Here is a 19,098-nt window from a genome sequence, read left to right on the forward strand (position 1 = left end):
GGCACAGGTCATGGCACAGAAAAAAGGCGGCGGCTCTACGCGAAACGGGCGCGATTCCAAGCCCAAAATGCTCGGTGTGAAGGCTTTTGGCGGTGAGTTGATCAGCGCTGGCTCTATCATCGTTCGCCAACGTGGAACCAAGTTCCACCCCGGCAACAACGTCGGTATCGGCGTGGACCACACCTTGTTTGCACTGGTGGACGGCCACGTGTCGTTCGCAGTCAAGGGTGCGATGAACAAGCACACCGTGAGCGTGACCGCAGCGTAATCTGCCCATGCTCCCCCGAGAAACCCTGCGCCCTCTGCGCGGGGTTTTTCATTTCTAACCTCGGTACATGCCATGAAGTTTGTTGACGAAGCCTACATTGATATCTCCGCGGGAGACGGTGGCGCGGGCTGCGTCTCCTTCCGGCACGAGAAGTACAAAGAATTCGGTGGCCCCAACGGGGGCGATGGCGGCCGCGGTGGCCACGTGTTTGCCGTGGCAGACTCCAACCTGAATACGCTGGTGGATTACCGCTTTGCGCGCCGCTATGACGCCAAGCGCGGCGAACACGGCATGGGTTCCGACATGTTTGGTGCGGCCGGTGACGACATCACCCTCAAAATGCCGGTGGGCACCATCATCACGGATGCTGAAACCGGCGAAGTGCTGTTTGAGCTGCTGACCCCGGGCGAGGTGATCACGATTGCCAAGGGCGGTGACGGTGGCTTTGGCAATATGCGCTTCAAAAGCGCAATCAACCGCGCGCCACGTCAAAAGACACCTGGCTGGCCAGGTGAGAAGCGCAACCTCAAGCTCGAACTCAAGGTGCTGGCCGATGTGGGCCTGCTGGGCATGCCCAATGCGGGCAAGTCCACCTTCATTTCAGCGGTTTCCAACGCACGCCCCCGCATTGCGGACTACCCGTTTACCACCTTGCACCCCAACCTGGGTGTGGTGCGCGTGGGACCGGAGCAGAGTTTTGTGGTGGCGGATTTGCCGGGGCTGATCGAAGGCGCGGCTGAAGGCGCCGGGCTGGGGCACCAGTTTTTGCGCCATTTGCAGCGCACACGCTTGCTGTTGCACGTGGTGGACATGGCTCCGTTTGACGAAGGCGTGGACACTGTGGCGCAGGCCAAGGCCATCGTCAACGAGCTGAAGAAGTACGACGAGAACTTGTACAAAAAGCCGCGCTGGCTGGTCCTGAACAAGCTGGACATGGTGCCGGGAGATGAGCGCCCCGCGCTGATCAAGGACTTTGTCAAACGCTACAAGTTCAAGGGACCGGTGTTTGAGATTTCGGCGCTGACACGCGAGGGCTGTGAGCCCTTGATCAAAGAGATCTACAAACACGTCAAGGCCCAGCAGTTGGCCGAGCAACCGCATGTGGAAGTGGACCCCCGCTTCCTATCTGGTGCAGTGGATCCTAGCGACACGCCATCCTCTTAAACGCTATTTATTTGATAGCTGCTTGCGCAGTAAATACGAGGGCTACAGGCCAAAATGACTCAAAAGTTCAGCTCCCCTGTATTGCGCGATGCGCGGCGTGTGGTGGTCAAGGTGGGGTCCAGTCTGGTCACCAACGAAGGCCGTGGGCTGGATGAACAGGCGATTGGCGAGTGGTGCAGGCAGTTGGCCCACCTGATCCGGGATGGGCGCGAGGTCATCATGGTCTCCAGCGGAGCGATTGCCGAAGGCATGAAGCGCTTGGGCTGGGGGGTACGGCCCAAAGAGGTGCATGAGCTGCAGGCTGCGGCAGCTGTGGGACAAATGGGCCTGGCCCAGATGTACGAAACCAAGTTGCGGGCCAATGGTTTGGGCAGCGCCCAGGTGCTGCTGACGCATGCCGACCTGGCGGACCGCGAGCGTTACCTGAACGCGCGCTCTACCTTGCTGACGCTGCTGAAACTGGGGGTGGTGCCCGTCATCAACGAAAACGACACGGTGGTCAACGACGAAATCAAATTTGGCGACAACGACACGCTGGGGGCGCTGGTGGCCAACCTGGTGGAAGCCGATGCGCTGGTGATTTTGACGGACCAAAAAGGCCTCTACACGGCGGATCCACGCAAAGACCCTGCAGCCAAATTTGTGCATGAAGCCAAGGCCGGCGACCCGGCACTGGAGCTGATGGCAGGTGGCGCCGGTTCCAGCATTGGGAGGGGCGGCATGTTGACCAAGATTTTGGCGGCTAAGCGTGCGGCGGGCTCGGGTGCTTCCACTGTGATTGCATGGGGACGCGAGGTTGATGCGCTGGTGCGCCTGACCCAAGGTGATGCCATCGGCACATTGCTGATCGCTCAGACCCAGAAGAACCAGGCCCGCAAGCAGTGGATGGCCGACCATCTGCAGATGCGCGGTGCGGTGGTGGTGGATGCGGGCGCTGCCGCCAAGGTGCGTGACGAAGGCAAGAGCCTGCTGCCCATTGGCATGGTGCTGGTGGAAGGCGATTTTTCGCGTGGCGACGTAATTGCTGTTCGCGATGAAGCGGGGCAAGAAATTGCCCGCGGGCTGGCCAACTACGCCAGCGCCGAGGCGCGCCTGTTGTGCCGCAAGTCTTCCAGCGAGTTTGAGCGCCTGTTGGGCTACGCCGCCGAGCCGGAAATGCTGCACCGGGACAACCTGGTGCTGAGCCGCTGATTCAGCACCAATCAGTCGAAACTGGATGTGGCGCTGCGTGGCCTTTGCTGCGTTTGGAGCGCTTTGATCACATCGGCCTGCCGGTTGGCCACGCGCACATCACAAGCAGCGAGCCGCGCAAACACAAATGCATGCCTGGACGGCTGGTTGCCATTCACCTCGCGCCATGCGGGCTCAGGGATGACCGACCACTCGCCGGACGTCCCGGCACGTGCATACGTTTTGACCTGGTCGCTGGCGCAACGGATGCCTTCGTAGACAGCATTGACCGTGCCGGAGGTATTGCTCATGACCGCAACGTAGCGCACGACGCCATCCTGGCCCACCGTCACCGTGGCAGGATCAATCCCCACACGCACTGACACGTAGTTGGGCATCTCCAGCGGCAGTGTCCGGGTCTTGGAAAACGCAGGGGGTGGGGGTTCTTTGTCCTCCACCCAATCCAGGTTGTCCAGACCATTGCCCACCTGTCCCCAGGCTGCAAAGTGAGTGCAGGCAAGCAGTGCGGTTGCCACGGCTGTGTACTTCAACTTATTCATGGTGTGGAAGTCGGTTGGTGCCAGGGTCGGGCTCGAACGACGCGCCAGGGGGGAGCTCGATATGTGCACCCATGGCAGGCCCTTCGGGCAGTGTGTCACTGGCTCCGTGTGGACGGTGGTTGTGGCGCAAAAAGCGGTTGCGCGGTTCGTGCCGGGGCAGATAGCGCGATAGTTCGGTCAGAGCCATTTCGTAGACACCGCGCTTGAACTCGACCACAGCGTCCAGTGGGACCCAGTAGTCATTCCAGCGCCATGCGTCGAACTCTGGATGGTCGGTGGCACGCAGGTTCAAATCCCAGTCGTGCCCTACCAGTTGGAGCAAATACCAAATCTGTTTTTGCCCTTTGTAGTGACCGCGTGCGTCACGTCGGATGTACCGGTCTGGCACCTCGTAGCGCAACCAGTCTCGGGTACGGGCGACGATGCTCACGTGCTCCGGATGGAGCCCCACTTCCTCGTGCAATTCGCGGAACATGGCCTGCTCGGGAGTTTCGCCCCGGTCAATGCCGCCCTGCGGAAACTGCCACGAATGGGTACGTATGCGCTTGCCCCAAAATACCTGATTTTTCTGGTTGAGCAGGACGATGCCGACATTGGGCCGAAATCCGTCCCGGTCAAGCATAATCAAACCCCAATTTTTAAACTTCGTTCATTATGCACAGCGAAAGCGGTGCATCAAGAGCAGAACGCCTCCGTCGTCAGCGAGTTCCTTCATGAAAGCCTCCCAATTCCTTATTTCCACCCTCAAAGAGGCGCCCGCAGACGCCGAGGTTGCCAGCCACAAGCTCATGATGCGAGCGGGCATGATCAAGAAGCTGGGGGCCGGCATTTACACCTACATGCCGATGGGGCTGCGTGTGATTCGCAAGGTGGAAGCCATCGTGCGCGAAGAAATGAACCGCGCAGGCGCCGTGGAGTGCACCATGCCCGTGGTGCAGCCGGCTGAGTTGTGGCAGGAAACCGGCCGCTTCGACAAGATGGGCCCCGAGCTGCTGCGCATCAAAGACCGGCATGACCGCGACTTCGTCATCCAGCCCACCAGCGAAGAGGTGGTGACCGACATTGCGCGCCAGGAAATCAAGAGCTACAAACAGCTGCCCAAAAACCTGTACCAGATCCAGACCAAGTTTCGGGATGAACGCCGTCCCCGCTTTGGTCTGATGCGTGGGCGCGAATTCATCATGAAAGACGCCTACAGCTTTGACCGCGACCAAGAGTCGGCCAAGGCCAGCTACCAAGTGATGGCAGGCGCCTACCGCAAGATCTTTGACCGCTTTGGCCTGCGTTACCGCGCGGTGGCCGCAGACAGTGGTGCTATTGGGGGCGATTTGTCGGAGGAATTCCAGGTGATCGCCTCCACGGGGGAAGACGCCATCATCTACTGCCCCACCAGCGACTACGCCGCCAACATCGAAAAAGCAGAGGCTGCTGAGCCAGCAGCCCCCAGAGCTGCTGCCCAAGCTGCTATGGAAAAGGTAGCAACGCCGGACAAGAGTACCTGTGCAGATGTGGCTGCACTGTTGAACGTGCCGCTGGCCACCACCGTCAAATCGCTGGTGCTGGCCACGGATGTGCACGACGACAAGGGCAATGTCACCCAAACCCAGGTCTGGCTGCTGCTGCTGCGTGGCGACCACGACATGAACGAAGTCAAGGTTGGCAAGCTGCCCGGCCTGGCCGATTTCCGCTTTGCCACCGTGCCCGAGATCGAGGCGCACTTTGGCTGCAAACCCGGCTACCTGGGCCCCATCGGCCTCAAGCTGCCGGTCAACATCGTGGCAGACCGCGACGTGGCCGTGATGGCGGACTGGATTTGCGGCGCCAACGAGGAAGGCTTCCACATTCGCGGCGTGAACTGGGGCCGCGACCTGCCCGAGCCCGCGTTGGTGGCGGACCTGCGCAATGTCGTGGCGGGCGATGCTTCGCCGGACGGCAGGGGTGTGTTGGCGATTGAACGCGGCATTGAAGTGGGCCACGTGTTCTACCTGGGCACCAAGTACAGCAAGGCGATGAATGCGACCTTCTTGGGAGAGAACGGCAAGCCCCAATTCATGGAGATGGGCTGCTATGGCATTGGCATCACGCGCCTGCCGGCTGCTGCCATCGAACAGAACCACGATGACAAGGGCATCATTTGGCCCGACGCGCTGGCTCCTTTCACCGTGGTTCTTTGCCCCATTAGCCCTGACCGCTTTGCCGACGTGAAGGCCGCGGCTGACAGCCTGTATGCCGAATTGCTGGCCGCCGGTGTGGACGTGATGCTGGATGACCGCAACGAGCGCCCCGGTGCCATGTTTGCCGACTGGGAGCTGATTGGTGTGCCGCACCGAGTGACCATTGGCGACCGTGCGCTGAAAGAAGGCGTGGTGGAATACCAGCACCGCCGTGACACGGAAGCAAGCAAGGTGCCTGTGGCGGAGATTGCGAGCCTGCTCTTGTCACGCCTGAAGGCATGAAATTTTTGCCCGAGGCAAGCGCGTACATCAGCAGGCGAAACGGCCTGCAGCGCTTGCTGCTCGCGTGTGGATCGCTATCGTTTGCGGAGCAAACCTGGGCCGGTGGGCAGATTGAAGAGCCTTTGGTGGACTCGGTGCGCACGGCCTTGTCTTCCGCCATTCAAAATTCTGCGCCACCCATTCCCGAGTTTGCCGACACCGAGTCGCGCCTGAAGTACCTGCGCTGGCTGGGCGCGATGAGCGAGCGGCTCAAAAAGAAGAAGCCAGACTGGGAAACCCGCAAAGAGTTTCTGCAGTCGGTCTGGTACGAGAGCAAGCGTGCCGGGCTGGACGTGGCCTTGGTGATGGGCTTGATCCAGGTGGAGAGCAATTTCCGCAAATTCGCAGTGAGCCGTGTGGGCGCGCGGGGCTATATGCAGGTCATGCCTTTTTGGACGCGTGTGCTCGGCGACGGCGATGCGGGCAAGCTGTTTCATATGCAAACCAACCTGCGTTTTGGCTGTGTCATCCTGCGCCACTACCTGGAGCGCGAACGCGGCGACATGTTCATGGCACTGGGCCGCTACAACGGCTCACGCGGCAAAGCGCCTTACCCCAGCGCCGTCATGGGGGCCAAGCGCAACTGGGATTGGGCGGGCTAGGGGGTGTTGGACGTGGCCAGTTGGGTGCGCCAGAGGGCCTCAAACTGGGCGGCCGGCATGGGTTTGGCAAACCAGTAGCCTTGCGCCTGGTCGCAGTCCATGCGCTGCAGTGCATCGCGGGTTTCCACGTTCTCCACCCCTTCTGCGGTCACGGTCAGGTTCAGGCTCTTGGCCAGGTGGATGATGGCGCTGACCATGGCGACGTCTTTCTCACCGTTGAGCAAGCGGCGTACAAACGATTGATCGATCTTGAGCTTGTCGACTGCAAAGCGCTGCAGATACGACAGGTTGGAGTACCCAGTGCCAAAGTCGTCGATCGACAGGCGGATGCCCATGGCCTTGATACGCTGCAACGTTTGCATGAACTTGTCGGTGTCCTGGATCAGGGTGGATTCGGTCATTTCTAGCTCTAGCTGGCGCGGATCCAGCCCGGACTGCTGCAGTGCGCGTTCAATCACGGCTTCCACATCGCCACGCCGGAACTGCACGGCCGATAAATTGACAGCCACCGTCAGTGCGGGGGAGCCGGCCTGGCGCCAGGCCTGCATTTGCCGGCAGGCGTCTTGCAGCACCCACTGGCCAATGTCCACAATCAGCCCGGATTTCTCGGCTGCCGGAATGAACAGGCCAGGTGACACCAGCCCCAATTTCGGGTTTTGCCATCGCACCAGGGCTTCCGCGCCGACCAATTGCTGGTTGCGCAGGTCAAACACCGGCTGGTAGTACAGCACCAGTTCGTTTTGTGCCAGCGCCTGGCGCAGGCTGGAAATCAGGTGCAGGTTCTCGCGGATGCTGGTGTTGATCTCTTCGTCAAAAAACCGATAGGCATTGCGTCCCGATTCTTTGGCCTGGTACATGGCCAGGTCCGCATGGCGCAGCAAGGCTTCAAAGGTGGTCCCGTCCTTGGGGTGCACCGCAATACCGATGGAGCAGGTGGCCAGAATTTCCAAGCCACGTAGATGAAAGGGCGCTTGCATACGTTGCAGCACCTGGGCCGCGACCTGGGCAACACCCTCGGTATCGGTGATATCGGTGACACCGATCAGGAACTCATCCCCCCCTTGGCGGCAGACGATGTCGGCTTGGCGTACTGCGTCGCGCAGGCGCAGCGCGACTTGCTTGAGAAACTCGTCCCCCGCCGAATGGCCCACGGAGTCGTTCACATCCTTGAAATTGTCCAGATCCACAAACAGGAGGGCCACCAGCTGTTGGTGCCGCGCGCTGCTGGCAATGGCCTGTTCCACCAGCTCGCTGCCCAGCACGCGGTTGGGCAGGTGGGTCAGCGCATCGTGCTGGGCCAGATGGGTGAGATTTTTTTCGGATTCCCGGAATCGTGCAATCTGCACACGCAGACCCATCAGGGCTTTCTGCATGTCGTAGGCCAGAAACCAGACCAACATCCCGTTCACCACCAAAATGGTGACGCTGTCGGTGAGCCGGTCAATATCGGTGCCAGGCGTGGTGGCTCCCCGCCAGCCGTTCAGCGTGCCCAGCCCCACCCACGCCACGCACAGCACCATACCAGCCAGCAGCCACCAGAATTGTTTGGGTTTGAGGAGCTGGCCTGCAGCAATCAGGATGACCGGATAGCCCAGCAGGGAGGAGTCGCGCAGCCCGTCGCTGCGCCACATGATGCCAAACAGGGCGAGCGTGGCGGAGCCCAGGATGAGAATAGACGCTGCCTCGTAGCGTCCGCGGTGGTTGAGCCATTGGCTGGGCAGCATCAGGGCTGCCGTTGTCCCCAGAATCAGCACAACATCCCAGCGTTGCTGGAAGCCGTATTGCACGGCGGTCCCGGTAAAAGCGATGAACAGCAGCGCTGCAAACTGGAACAGGCGACGGCTGCGCAGGGCATCGTCGAGGGTGTTTGTCGCGCTATGGTCTGGCACGTTGGGTCCCGGAAGCTCCAGTGGTTGCAGCGGCACCCCGGTTCGCGCGCCGGGATCCGTGCCGGCGTTGGGGGGTCAGGCGGGGTTCTTGCCCAGAGTTTGTGCCAACTCGCCCGATTCGTACATTTCCATCATGATGTCGGAGCCACCGATGAACTCGCCCTTGATGTAGAGCTGGGGAATGGTGGGCCAGTTGCTGTATTCCTTGATGCCCTGGCGGATGCCGTCGTCTTCCAGTACGTTCACGGTCTTGACGGTTTTGGTGTCCACACCACAGGCCTTGAGGATCTGGATGGCGCGACCGGAAAAACCGCACTGGGGGAAGCTCGCGGTTCCTTTCATGAACAGCAGGATTTCGTTGGATTTCACCAGTTCGTCAATGCGTTGTTGTGCGTCGCTCATGTTTCTGCTTTCAAGTAGATAGATCCCTTAATTATTTCACCTTCCCTGGCCCTTGTGCCGGGCGGCGGTGCTTGGCGGACGAGGGGTAAGGCTTTTTCGGATAATAGGCGCCATGAACATCACCAAAAACACCGCAGTCACGCTGCAATTCAAGGTTACCGACACCACCGGCAAGCTGCTGGACCAGAGCCAGGAACCCATCGCCTACCTGCATGGCGGCTATGGCAACACCTTCCCCAAGATCGAGGAGGCGCTGGAAGGCCAGGGTGTGGGTTTTTCCACGACGGTAGAGCTGGCCCCCGCCGATGCCTTTGGCGAGTACAACGAAGCACTGCTGCAAACCATCCCCAAAACCCAATTTCCCCCGGGTGTGAAGGTCGGTGGCCAATTGGAAGGCCGTGCCGAAGATGGCAACACCATCGTCTTCACGGTGGTCAAGATCAAGGGACCTGTGGTGCATCTGGACGGTAACCACCCCCACGCGGGCAAGACACTGCGTTTTTCCGTAAAGGTGTTGGAAGTTCGTGCCGCCAGTGAAGAAGAAGTCGCCCACGGGCATGTGCATGGTGCCCACGGCCATCACCATTGATTGCCTGAATTTCTCACTGTCTTCCTGAAAGTGGCTGGATTTTTAATAATTAAGCCATTTTTTTCTTTTTTGGTGGAATTTTCGGCACCATATCGCAATGGGCTGCTCGGCCTGCCGGGCTACGATACATACCAGTCCCCTTGTATCTGCCACCAGGAGTTTTGCCGTGCTGTCTCACCCCGCTACCAAATACCGCGCCTTTCCTGCCATTGACTTGCCTAACCGGCAATGGCCCTCGCGCACCATCACCCAGCCCCCCATCTGGATGAGCACGGACCTGCGGGACGGCAACCAATCCCTGTTTGAGCCCATGAACGCGGAGCGCAAGATGCGTATGTTCCGCACCTTGCTGCAGATCGGCTTCAAGGAAATCGAGGTGGGCTTTCCCAGCGCTTCGCAAACGGACTTTGACTTTGTGCGTCAGCTCATCGAGGGCGGCCACGTGCCGGACGACGTGACCATCGAAGTGCTCACCCAGTCCCGCGAGCACCTGATCCGCCGCACCATCGAGTCCTTGAAGGGTGCACGTCGTGCCATCGTCCACGTCTACAACGCCACCGCGCCTGTGTTCCGCGATGTGGTGTTCGGCATGAGCAAGCCCGAAGTGAAAGCGTTGGCCGTGTCCTCGGTGCGCCTGATCAAAGAGATCACCGCCACGATGCCGGAAACCGAGTGGGTGCTGCAGTACAGCCCCGAGGTCTTCACTAGCACCGAATTGGAGTTTGCCCGCGAGGTGTGTGATGCGGTTACCGCCGAGTGGGGCGCTACGCCCGCCAACAAGGTCATCCTCAATCTGCCAGCCACCGTCGAGGTGTCCACCCCCAATATCTATGCCGACCAGATCGAGTGGATGCACACCCACCTGGCTCGCCGCGATAGCGTCATTTTGAGCCTGCACCCGCACAACGACCGGGGTACCGGCGTGGCTGCAGCCGAGCTCGGCGTGATGGCGGGCGCTGATCGCGTGGAAGGCTGCCTGTTTGGCAATGGCGAGCGCACCGGCAATGTGGACCTCGTCACGCTGGCGCTCAACCTCTATACCCAGGGCGTGAACCCCGGCCTCGATTTCTCCGACATCAACGCCATTGCCCGCACCGTCGAGCATTGCAACCAGTTGCCCATCCACCCGCGCCACCCGTATGTGGGTGACCTGGTGTTCACCGCGTTCAGTGGCTCCCACCAGGATGCGATCAAGAAAGGCTTTGCCGCCCAGAAGGCGGCAGGGCCCGACGCGCCGTGGAATGTGCCTTATATGCCGATTGACCCCGCGGATGTCGGCCGCAGCTACGACTCGGTGATCCGTGTCAACAGCCAGTCTGGCAAGGGCGGTGTGGCGTATTTGATGGAAGCCGAGTTCGGCGTGGTGATGCCGCGCCGCCTGCAGGTGGAGTTTTCGGGCGAGGTGCAAAGCCATACCGATACCCACGGCGGTGAAATGACAGCGCAAAACATCTGGGACCTGTTTGATGCCACCTACCTCCATGCGGCCGATGCCAGCGTGCGCTACGTGGAGCACCACCTGTTTGAGCATCCCGGCCAGCCCGGCCGGGCCCATGTCCAAGGTATCCGCATCGGCGTGGAGGTGAATGGCCAGCCCATGCTGCTGAGCGGGGAGGGCAATGGTCCTATCGACGCGGCCGTGCATGCGCTGCAAACCATCGGTATCAAGGTGCAGGTGCGCAGCTACGAGGAACGCAGCACCAAAGCCAGCACCGACGGGGGGGACGCACAGGCCTGTGCCTTCCTGGAGCTGGTGGCGGCCCATGGCGAGACCGGCAAAGGCGGAGAGCGTTTTGGCGTCGGCATGGACACCAACATCGTCACCGCCTCCGTCAAGGCGCTTGTGAGTGGCGTGAACCGCCTGGGGCGGGTGGATCTGGCCACACCGGAGGTTGTGGCCGCCTGAGGTAAAAGGGCAGCGGAGGGGGCAGGCGTTCAGGGCTCGGCTTGTTGGCGCCAGCGCTGGATGTTGGTCTCCACCAGCGGTTTCATCACATTGTCTTTGGTGAGCTTGTACAGCGCCTTGGCAATGCGCCCGCGCAGCTCGCCCGTGTTGCAAGGAGATTGGTGCGCGAGGGTGAGGTGCAGCCCCTCGTTGCTGACTGCCACGGAAGAGGTTTTCAGCTCGTCGTACCCAAGTTTGGTAGCCAGGGCACGCCCCGGGTCTTCCTCGTAAACGATGTATTGGGCCCGGCCCACCCCCAGCATGCGGAAGGCTTGTTCCAACTGGGACGCCTCGTCAATCTGCAGAAACTCCTTGGCATAGCGGTCAAACGCCTCGCCGAAGCTGTTATTGATCACGGTCAGGCCCTTGCGGCCTTTGAGGTCGCTCCAGGACTTGTAAGCGAAAGTGTTCTTTGGCGACGTCCAGATCACGGTGCGGGTGCTGCGAAACGCGGGATAAAAGTAGTCCATGTACTCCAGCCGCTGTAGCGTGAAGAAGGCGCCGGCAATCAAGTCCACGCGGCCACCCTTGGCCTGTTCCTGTACACGGGCCCAGGAACCCACGTATTTCACCTCGATGGGAACACCGATTTCCTTGGACAGCAGCTGCATCAGGTCGGCATTGGCGCCGATCAAGCGGGTGTCATCGGCCGGGTCGCGCCAGAGGTAAGGGGTGTACTCGGGGTTGCCGGTGGCCACCAGGGCCTTGCAGGGGGCCGTTTGAGCTGCGCTTTGGCCGCCCCATAGGCATAGCCAGACGACAGCACAAAGGCTGCGCCAGACCAGGCCAGAAGCCTGTCCAACCGAATGTTTTGTTTGCATGGCCTGTCACGGGGAGCGTGCCATATGGCGTTTGCAGTCTAGCTGCAAGCTTTTGCCGTTGCAAATACCCAAATTGCTCCTGCGTTGTTTTCTGCCTAGGCTTTCTTCAGGAAGCAGGCTTTGAGCATGAAGCTGCCGCCCTCCATCTTGCAGTCCACCTCGTGGTCCCCGCCTACCAGGCGGATGCTTTTGACCTTGGTGCCCATCTTGAGCACGGTGGAGCTGCCCTTGACCTTGAGGTCCTTGATCAGCACTACGGCGTCGCCATCCTGCAGCACCTGGCCATTCGAATCTTTGACCACGGCGTCAGCGTCGTCCTCGGCTGTTCCGGCGTCTGATTGCGGCCATTCAAAGCCGCAGTCGGCGCAGACGAAGTTGCTGCCGTCGGGGTAGGTGTTTTCCAAGGTGCATTGGGGGCAGGCGGGAGTAGTAGACGACATAGTGGTGTAGGTGGGTTGCTATGAAATTAGGAGCTGTTTGCGCAATAAATACGGGGGCTAGGGCCATATTCCGCCACTGCAGCGGGCAATGCCTGCCAGGTCGTGGCGGATTTGTACCTGGGTAAAGCCGGCCTCTTGCAGCAAGGCGCAGACCGCCGGGGCCTGGTCATGGCCATGCTCCAGCAGCAGCCAGCCGCCATGGCGCAGACGCTCGCGTGACTGCGCCACGATGGTGCGGATATCGTCCAGCCCGTCGGCGCCGGCCGTCAGGGCCTGGAGGGGCTCGTGGCGCAGGGCGGGCAGGTGTTCATCATCCTCGCGGATGTAGGGTGGGTTGGAGACGATGGCATCCAGCGGCCCGGTGATGCCTGAGAGCCAGGAGCCCTGCTGGAAGGCCACCTGCAGCTGCAGGCGCTCCGCATTGGCCTGGGCCACGGCCAAGGCATCGGTGCTGTAGTCCACCGCCTGCACCTGCAGGCTGGGGCGGCTGTGCTTCAGCGCCAAGGCGATGGCGCCGCTGCCGGTGCCCAGGTCCACCACACGGGCGTCGGGCTGGGGGGCCAGCACCTCCAGCGCCCAGTCCACCAGCGTTTCGGTGTCGGGGCGTGGCACCAGCACACGCGCGTCTACCTGCAGGTCCAGACCATAGAACTCCTTGTGGCCCGTGAGATAGGCCACGGGTTCACCCGCCATGCGGCGTTGCAGGGACTGTTCCAGCCATTGCTGTGTCGCTGCAGGCAAGGGGTCGTCGCTGTGCAGCAGCAGCCAGGCGCGGTCGTGCAGCGGGCGGCCCAGGGCATGCAGCATCAGCATTTGGGCATCCAGGCGGTCCAGGCCGCGTGTCAGAAAAGTACCAACAGTGTGGGGGTGCATGGCGTTATTCTGCTATCAGATCCATAGCGGGATACGCACCAATAACGTACGCTGCCGTGGTTGCCCGGCATTGCGGGTTTTTTTGCGAGCGCAGGTGACCCAGATGCGCTACGATGAACTTGCGAATAAAAATACAAGCAATCGCGCGATGGGGTGGTAGGTGAGGCACCGAGACTGAACCTAAGGAATCTTGCATATGAGCCCCACATTGTCCCCTGAAGTCCGCCGCCTGCGACCCGCTTTGTCGCTCAGTGCCAAGATTGGCCTGGCGGCCACCGGGCTGGTGGTGCTGAGTTTGGCCATCACCTCGATGGTGATTGGCTTCAAAAGCAGTGCCGCCGCCGAAGACGCCACCATGGACCTGGCCCGCACCTCGGCGCGCGAGGCGGCTGGTGCGCTGCAAACCCGCATCCGCTCGAACCTGGCCAATGTCACGGCCCTGGGGGGTGCCATGGCAGCCACCAAAACCGCCAGCCTTCCCCTGCAGCGCGAGCAGATCAACGAGATGGTGAAGTCCACCCTCAGCAGTGCCGAGGACTTTATCGGGGCCGCCGTGACCTGGGAGCCCAACGCCCTGGACGGCAAAGACGCGGACTACGCCGGCAAACTGCCTGAATACGACGACAGCGGGCGCTTCATGCCCTACTGGACCCGCAAGGCCGGAGGTGGTTTCCATGTGGACCCGATTGTTTTTGACCCCAAAACACCCGGCGCCAACGACTGGTACGACGTGCCCAAGAAATCAGGCAAAGTCCATTTCACCGAACCCTATCTCTACCCCATCGAGGGCAAGGATGTGCTGATGGCCACGTTGGCCGCACCCATCCTGATCCAGGGCCAATTTCAGGGGCTGGCCAGTGCCGACTTCACGCTCACGCAGTTGGGCAAGATCCTGGCCGACCTGAAGGTCATGGATGGCGGCTCCCTGGCCTTGCTGTCCAACGGCGGCCTGTATGCCTCGCACCCTGACGCCGCGCGCATCAACAAAAAGGCCGACGATGTGCCGGGCGACGGTTTGGCCGCCGTTCAGGCGGGCAAGGCTTTTGAGTACCAGGACGCGCAGGGCGTTGTGCACCTGTTGCAGCCCGTAGCCATCCACCCGGACACGCTGCCCTGGAGCGTGCGCCTGAGTTTTCCACGCAGTGTGGCCACTGCGTCCTCGCGCCAGCTCACCGCCTATGCACTGGTGGTGGCCGTTGTGTGTGCGCTGGCCACGGCGCTGATTTTGGTGGCCGTGTTGTCGCGCCTCATGCGGCCCCTGCGTGCGTTGAGCCAGGCCATGGTGAACCTGTCCAGCGGCGAAGCCGACTTGCGCACCACGCTGGATGTGCGTGGCAACGATGAGCTGGCGGCCATCGGCTCCGGTTTCAACCAGTTTGTAGGCAAGATCCACGGCGTGTTGACCCAGGTGCGCAGCAGTGCCGACAGCGTGGCCAATGCCAGTGCCGAAATTGCGCAGGGCAATAACGACCTGAGTGCACGCACCGAACACCAGGCCAGTGCCCTGGAGGAAACCGCCGCCAGCATGGAAGAACTCAACTCCACCGTGCAGCAGAACGCCGAAAACGCGCGCCAGGCGAACCAGCTGGCGATGAGGGCTTCCACCGTGGCGGTGCAGGGCGGCGAGGTGGTCCACGAAGTGGTGGAAACCATGAAGGGCATCAACGAGGCCAGCCGCAAGATCAGCGACATCATCAGCGTCATCGACGGCATCGCCTTCCAGACCAACATCCTGGCGCTCAATGCTGCTGTAGAAGCGGCTCGCGCGGGTGAACAGGGCCGTGGCTTTGCGGTGGTGGCCAGTGAAGTGCGATCCCTCGCAGGCCGCAGCGCCGAAGCCGCCAAAGAAATCAAAACCCTCATCAACACCAGCGTGGAGCGGGTCGAACAAGGCACGGCGCTGGTCGACAAGGCCGGCACCACCATGACCGAAGTGGTGAGCAGCATCCGGCGCGTGACCGACATCATGGGCGAGATCAGCGCGGCCAGCAGCGAACAAAGCAGCGGCGTGGCGCAGGTGGGTGAAGCGGTGACGCAGATGGACCAAGCCACACAGCAGAACGCGGCGCTGGTGGAAGAGATGGCGGCGGCGGCCAGCAGCCTCAAGAGCCAGGCCAACGAGTTGGTTCAGGTGGTGGGCGTCTTCAAGCTCTGATACGCCGCGTTTCCCCGTGTACCGCCCCGCAGGCACCTGTGGGGCGTTTTCGTTGGGGCGCGGGGAGTCTGTGCAGCAGAGCGTTTTGCTCCGTGTCCCCCGCCCGCTGTGCGGGCTCCTCCTTTACCTGCGCAAAACGCTCTGCCGCCCAGACTCCCGGATTTCGCGAGGTTGCGCTGACAGGATGCCTAGTTCAGGTTATTTTCCAGCGCCGCCAGCTGTTGTGCCGCTTCATAGGCCTGCAGCGCCTCCACCACATCATCCATGTCGCCTTCCATGATGTTGAGCAGCTTGTACAGCGTGAGGTTGATGCGGTGGTCGGTGAGGCGGCCCTGCGGGAAGTTGTAGGTGCGGATGCGGTCACTGCGGTCGCCGCTACCCACCAGGCTCTTGCGCTCGGCGGCGTCTTTGGCGGCGCGCTCGGCGCGGTCTTTTTCGTGGATGCGGGCGGTCAGCACTTTCAGGGCCTGCGCCTTGTTGCTGTGCTGGCTGCGGCCATCCTGGCACTCGGCCACGATGCCGGTGGGGATGTGCGTGATACGCACCGCGGAGTCGGTCTTGTTGATGTGCTGGCCGCCGGCACCGCTGGCACGGTAGGTGTCAATGCGCAGGTCCGACGGGTTGATCTTGATGGCCTCGGCCTCGTCCTGTTCCGCCAACACGGCGATGGTGCAGGCGCTGGTGTGGATGCGGCCTTGGGTTTCGGTGGCGGGCACACGCTGCACACGGTGGCCGCCCGATTCGAACTTCAGCATGCCGTAGGCGCCGCACGATCCCGCGCTGGTGCTCGTGCTGCCTTCGATGCGCAGCACCACTTCCTTGTAGCCCCCCAGCTCGCTTTCCGACGCACTCATGATCTCGGTGCGCAGGCCTTTGGCGTCGCAATAGCGGGTGTACATGCGGGCCAGGTCGGCCGCAAACAGGGCGGATTCGTCACCCCCCGTGCCGGCACGGATTTCCACAAATGCGGGGCGCGCATCGTCCGGGTCTTTGGGCAGCAGCATGCGCTGCAGTTCGGTTTCCAGCTGCGCCAGTTCGGCCGTTGCGCTGGCGATTTCTTCCTCAGCCATTTCCGCCATGTCGGGGTCACCCTTCATCTCCTCGGCACCGGCCAGGTCGCTTTCGCGCTGCTGGTAGCGGCTCCAGCGGCCGGCGACGGCCGCCACGTCGGTGTGCTCGCGCGAGAGTTTGAGGAACTGCTCCATGTCTTTCATGATGTCCTCGCGGGACAGCAGAAATTCGAGTTCACCCTGGCGGTCGGCGTAGCGGGCAAGTTGTTGGCGGAGAAAGGGTTTCATCGTGAATCGCTCTGGATACTTGGGGGCTTCGACAAGCTCAGCCCGAACGGAGAGGGGGGCAGACGCTGAACACGCCGTTCGCCCTGAGCTTGTCAAAGGGCTGGCGCTCGGGCAGAGCGTCGCTAACGGCTGTTGCGCAGGAAGAAGTGCTGGATGGCGCTGCTGGCACGTTCGCGCGCAGTTGCATCACCCGCATGCAACTCGGCCATGGCGCCGTGCAGCATTTTTTGGGTGAGGCCTTTGGAGAGGGCTTCCAGCACCGCGTCCACGTCCTCCCCCTTGGCCAGCAGTTTGCGGGCACGGGCCAGCTCCATGGCGCGCCACTCGTCCGCTTGGGCGTTGAGCTGCTGGATCAGGGGCACCGCACTGCGCTGGTCCACCCAGTGCATAAAACTCTGCACCCCGGCGTCCACAATCGCTTCGGCCTGGGCTACAGCGGCCTGGCGGTTGGCCTGGGCGGTTTGCACCACGCTGGCAAGGTCGTCCACGGTGTAGAGGTAGACGTCGCCCAGCGCTTTCACCTCGGGTTCGATGTCGCGCGGCACGGCCAGATCGACCATGAACATGGGGCGGTGTCTGCGCTTTTTCAGCGCACGCTCCACCGCACCCAGTCCGATGATGGGCAGGGTACTGGCGGTGCAGCTCACCACCGCGTCAAATTCGTGCAGGCGCTCGGGCAGGTCGGCCAGGCGCATGACTTCGCCGCCAAAGCGGCTGGCCAGTTTTTCGCCGCGTTCCAGAGTCCGGTTGGCAATGGCGATGGCTTTGGGATTCTTGGCCGCAAAGTGCGTGGCGCAGAGCTCGATCATCTCGCCCGCACCCACAAACAGCACCTTTACCTGGGCCAGGTCTTCAAACAGGTTGCCCGCCAGGCGCACCGCGGCGGCGGCCATGCTGATGCTGTGCGCGCCAATTTCGGTGGAACTGCGCACCTCTTTGGCCACGGCAAAGGAGCGTTGGAAGAGTTGCGAGAGCGTGGTACCCAGGGCGCCGGCTTCGTCGGCCGCGCGCACGGCGTCCTTCAGCTGACCCAGGATCTGCGGTTCACCCAGCACCATGGAGTCCAGCCCGCTGGCCACGCGAAAGGCGTGGCGCGCCGCATGGCCATCTTCCAGTCGGTAGGTGTGGGCACGCAACTCGTTGGCGGTCACGCCGCCGCTTTGTGCCAACCAGGCCAGGGTGTGGTCCAGCGCAGCTTCATCACCAGCGCAGTAAATTTCGGTGCGGTTGCAGGTGGAGACAATGGCCGCTTCGGGCGGGCGTGCCATGCTCTGGCGCAGGCCGTGGAGCTGCGGAGCAATCTGGTCCATGGCGAACGCAAACCGGCCCCGCATATCCAGCGGTGCGGTGGTGTGGTTGATGCCTAATGCCCAGACTGCCATATGTTTAGACCCCGATTATAAAATCGAGACCCCACCGATCACCCGAGAGGCCTGTTATGGCCTTTGCGCCACACCCTATGGGCCCTTTGGACCTGCTGAATCACCTGCTGAACTTTGTCGCCCCCGCCCTGGTACTGGGGGCGACGCTGGCGTACCTGGCACCTGTTTTTATGAAGAATAGGGCTGTAGCCCGCACGCATACTGCGCAAGCAGCTATTAATTTCATAGTGGGCATGCTGGCCCTGGTGGCCGGACTGGTGTTCTTTGGCCGTGACGGCAAGATGCTCAGTTACGCCGCGCTGGTGCTGGCCGTGGCCAGCAGCCAGTGGTGGGCTATGCGCCGCTGAGCCACGCTCCCTGATCAAAGCTTGACCTATGTCAAACCGTTTCGACACTGTGCTTTTTGACCACGATGGCACCCTGGTGGAATCCGAAGGGCAGCACTTTGCCCTGTGGAACCAGGTGCTGGCGCCTTATGGCTTTGCGCTCACGCTGGCGCAGTACAAGGACTTTTATGCCGGCGTGCCGACCGATGCCAATGCCGCGGACCTGGTCGAGCGTTTTGGGGTGAGGGAATCGCCCGAGGTCTTGGCCCGGTTGAAGAACGAGTGTGCCCAGACCTATTTGCAGACCCACGCTTTCCCGCTGATGCCCGGTGTGCGCGCTTCCATTGCCCAGTTGCAGGCCGCGCGTCTGCGCCTGGGCGTGGTCACGGGAGCGCGTGCCTATGCCATCGACGCGACGTTGCGCTCCCATGAGTTGGCCGCTGCCTTTGAGACCGTGGTGTCGGCCGACGATGTGGTGCACAGCAAGCCCGCGCCCGACTGCTACCTGCTTGCGCTGCAGCGCATGGGCGTCGCTGCGCACCAAGCGGTGGCCTTTGAAGACACCGAACACGGAGTGGCTGCAGCCATCGCCGCCGGGCTGGCCTGTGTGGCCATTCCCACCGAGATGTCGGCAGGCCACGACTTCAGCGCCGCCACGGTGATTCTGCCGAGCATGCAGGACGCCGTGCGCTGGGTGCTGGCCCAAAAATAGAGTGAAA

18 protein-coding genes and 1 pseudogene are annotated in these 19,098 nt (G+C 61.8%); 10 read left to right on the forward strand and 9 right to left on the reverse strand.

Going from position 1 to position 19,098, the window contains the following annotated elements; translation table 11 throughout:
* The first annotated feature begins 10 nt into the window (after positions 1-10).
* From rpmA to proB, 3 genes are all read left to right on the forward strand, one after another.
* Entirely contained in the window at positions 11-268 is a 258-nt protein-coding gene (rpmA, locus tag AC3WS7_RS09155) for a 50S ribosomal protein L27 (RefSeq protein WP_105261108.1), read from the forward strand.
* Between the two features lie 72 nt (positions 269-340).
* On the forward strand, positions 341-1,432 hold the full coding sequence (gene cgtA / locus AC3WS7_RS09160) for an Obg family GTPase CgtA (protein WP_296468714.1): 1,092 nt from the start codon (positions 341-343) through the stop codon (positions 1,430-1,432).
* A gap of 54 nt (positions 1,433-1,486) precedes the next feature.
* On the forward strand, positions 1,487-2,623 hold the full coding sequence (proB, locus tag AC3WS7_RS09165; RefSeq protein WP_296468716.1) for a glutamate 5-kinase: 1,137 nt from the start codon (positions 1,487-1,489) through the stop codon (positions 2,621-2,623).
* Between the two features lie 11 nt (positions 2,624-2,634).
* Here proB and AC3WS7_RS09170 read toward each other — a convergent pair whose 3' ends face one another.
* Together AC3WS7_RS09170 and AC3WS7_RS09175 are read right to left on the reverse strand one after the other, a co-directional pair.
* Positions 2,635-3,162 (reverse strand): CNP1-like family protein, encoded by a 528-nt coding sequence (locus AC3WS7_RS09170; protein ID WP_492656123.1) that lies wholly within the window; start codon positions 3,160-3,162, stop codon positions 2,635-2,637.
* Positions 3,163-3,184: 22 nt separating this feature from the next.
* Positions 3,185-3,784, reverse strand: a pseudogene (locus AC3WS7_RS09175) (RNA pyrophosphohydrolase); the annotation flags it as partial.
* Between the two features lie 91 nt (positions 3,785-3,875).
* On the opposite strand from AC3WS7_RS09175, the gene AC3WS7_RS09180 reads away from it, so the two are divergent.
* Positions 3,876-5,618 (forward strand): proline--tRNA ligase, encoded by a 1,743-nt coding sequence (locus AC3WS7_RS09180; protein ID WP_492656124.1) that lies wholly within the window; start codon positions 3,876-3,878, stop codon positions 5,616-5,618.
* Positions 5,615-6,259, forward strand: coding sequence for a lytic transglycosylase domain-containing protein (locus tag AC3WS7_RS09185; RefSeq protein WP_492656125.1), 645 nt, complete (start codon positions 5,615-5,617; stop codon positions 6,257-6,259). The genes AC3WS7_RS09180 and AC3WS7_RS09185 overlap by 4 nt, the downstream gene beginning before the upstream one ends.
* Here the strand turns inward: AC3WS7_RS09185 and AC3WS7_RS09190 are convergent.
* Positions 6,256-8,148: a putative bifunctional diguanylate cyclase/phosphodiesterase gene (locus tag AC3WS7_RS09190; RefSeq protein WP_492656126.1), complete on the reverse strand. Its 1,893-nt coding sequence runs from the start codon at positions 8,146-8,148 to the stop codon at positions 6,256-6,258. The genes AC3WS7_RS09185 and AC3WS7_RS09190 overlap by 4 nt on opposite strands.
* Positions 8,149-8,223: 75 nt before the next feature.
* On the reverse strand, positions 8,224-8,550 hold the full coding sequence (grxD, locus tag AC3WS7_RS09195) for a Grx4 family monothiol glutaredoxin (RefSeq protein WP_296468727.1): 327 nt from the start codon (positions 8,548-8,550) through the stop codon (positions 8,224-8,226).
* A gap of 112 nt (positions 8,551-8,662) precedes the next feature.
* Here grxD and AC3WS7_RS09200 point away from each other — a divergent pair, with 112 nt between their 5' ends.
* Positions 8,663-9,139, forward strand: a complete 477-nt coding sequence (locus AC3WS7_RS09200; protein WP_492656127.1) for an FKBP-type peptidyl-prolyl cis-trans isomerase — start codon at positions 8,663-8,665, stop codon at positions 9,137-9,139.
* A 166-nt stretch (positions 9,140-9,305) separates the two neighbouring features.
* Positions 9,306-11,045 carry a 2-isopropylmalate synthase gene (leuA, locus tag AC3WS7_RS09205; RefSeq protein ID WP_492656128.1) on the forward strand — a complete coding sequence of 580 codons (1,740 nt, stop codon included), beginning with the start codon at positions 9,306-9,308 and terminating at the stop codon, positions 11,043-11,045.
* A 29-nt stretch (positions 11,046-11,074) separates the two neighbouring features.
* Here the strand turns inward: leuA and AC3WS7_RS09210 are convergent, their stop codons facing one another.
* From AC3WS7_RS09210 to prmC, 3 genes are all read right to left on the reverse strand, one after another.
* The gene (locus tag AC3WS7_RS09210) at positions 11,075-11,905 is read right to left on the reverse strand and encodes a substrate-binding periplasmic protein (protein WP_296468732.1); all 831 of its coding nucleotides are present in this window, start codon (positions 11,903-11,905) and stop codon (positions 11,075-11,077) included.
* 95 nt (positions 11,906-12,000) lie between these two features.
* Positions 12,001-12,345 (reverse strand): zinc ribbon domain-containing protein YjdM, encoded by a 345-nt coding sequence (locus AC3WS7_RS09215; protein ID WP_296468734.1) that lies wholly within the window; start codon positions 12,343-12,345, stop codon positions 12,001-12,003.
* Positions 12,346-12,402: 57 nt separating this feature from the next.
* Positions 12,403-13,218, reverse strand: a complete 816-nt coding sequence (gene prmC, locus AC3WS7_RS09220; protein WP_492656129.1) for a peptide chain release factor N(5)-glutamine methyltransferase — start codon at positions 13,216-13,218, stop codon at positions 12,403-12,405.
* Positions 13,219-13,414: 196 nt separating this feature from the next.
* Here prmC and AC3WS7_RS09225 point away from each other — a divergent pair, with 196 nt between their 5' ends.
* Positions 13,415-15,373 (forward strand): methyl-accepting chemotaxis protein, encoded by a 1,959-nt coding sequence (locus AC3WS7_RS09225; RefSeq protein ID WP_296468738.1) that lies wholly within the window; start codon positions 13,415-13,417, stop codon positions 15,371-15,373.
* A 188-nt stretch (positions 15,374-15,561) separates the two neighbouring features.
* Here AC3WS7_RS09225 and prfA read toward each other — a convergent pair whose 3' ends face one another.
* Positions 15,562-16,671, reverse strand: a complete 1,110-nt coding sequence (gene prfA / locus AC3WS7_RS09230) for a peptide chain release factor 1 (protein WP_492656130.1) — start codon at positions 16,669-16,671, stop codon at positions 15,562-15,564.
* 122 nt (positions 16,672-16,793) lie between these two features.
* Complete coding sequence (gene hemA / locus AC3WS7_RS09235; RefSeq protein WP_492656131.1) at positions 16,794-18,053, reverse strand: glutamyl-tRNA reductase; 1,260 nt, start codon at positions 18,051-18,053, stop codon at positions 16,794-16,796.
* Between the two features lie 56 nt (positions 18,054-18,109).
* Here hemA and AC3WS7_RS09240 point away from each other — a divergent pair, with 56 nt between their 5' ends.
* Together AC3WS7_RS09240 and AC3WS7_RS09245 are read left to right on the forward strand one after the other, a co-directional pair.
* On the forward strand, positions 18,110-18,400 hold the full coding sequence (locus tag AC3WS7_RS09240; protein ID WP_492656132.1) for a hypothetical protein: 291 nt from the start codon (positions 18,110-18,112) through the stop codon (positions 18,398-18,400).
* Between the two features lie 28 nt (positions 18,401-18,428).
* On the forward strand, positions 18,429-19,091 hold the full coding sequence (locus AC3WS7_RS09245; protein WP_492656133.1) for an HAD family hydrolase: 663 nt from the start codon (positions 18,429-18,431) through the stop codon (positions 19,089-19,091).
* Positions 19,092-19,098 lie beyond the last annotated feature (7 nt).

The sequence above is a fragment of the Rhodoferax sp. EU05-FHT12H12 genome (assembly GCF_058791215.1).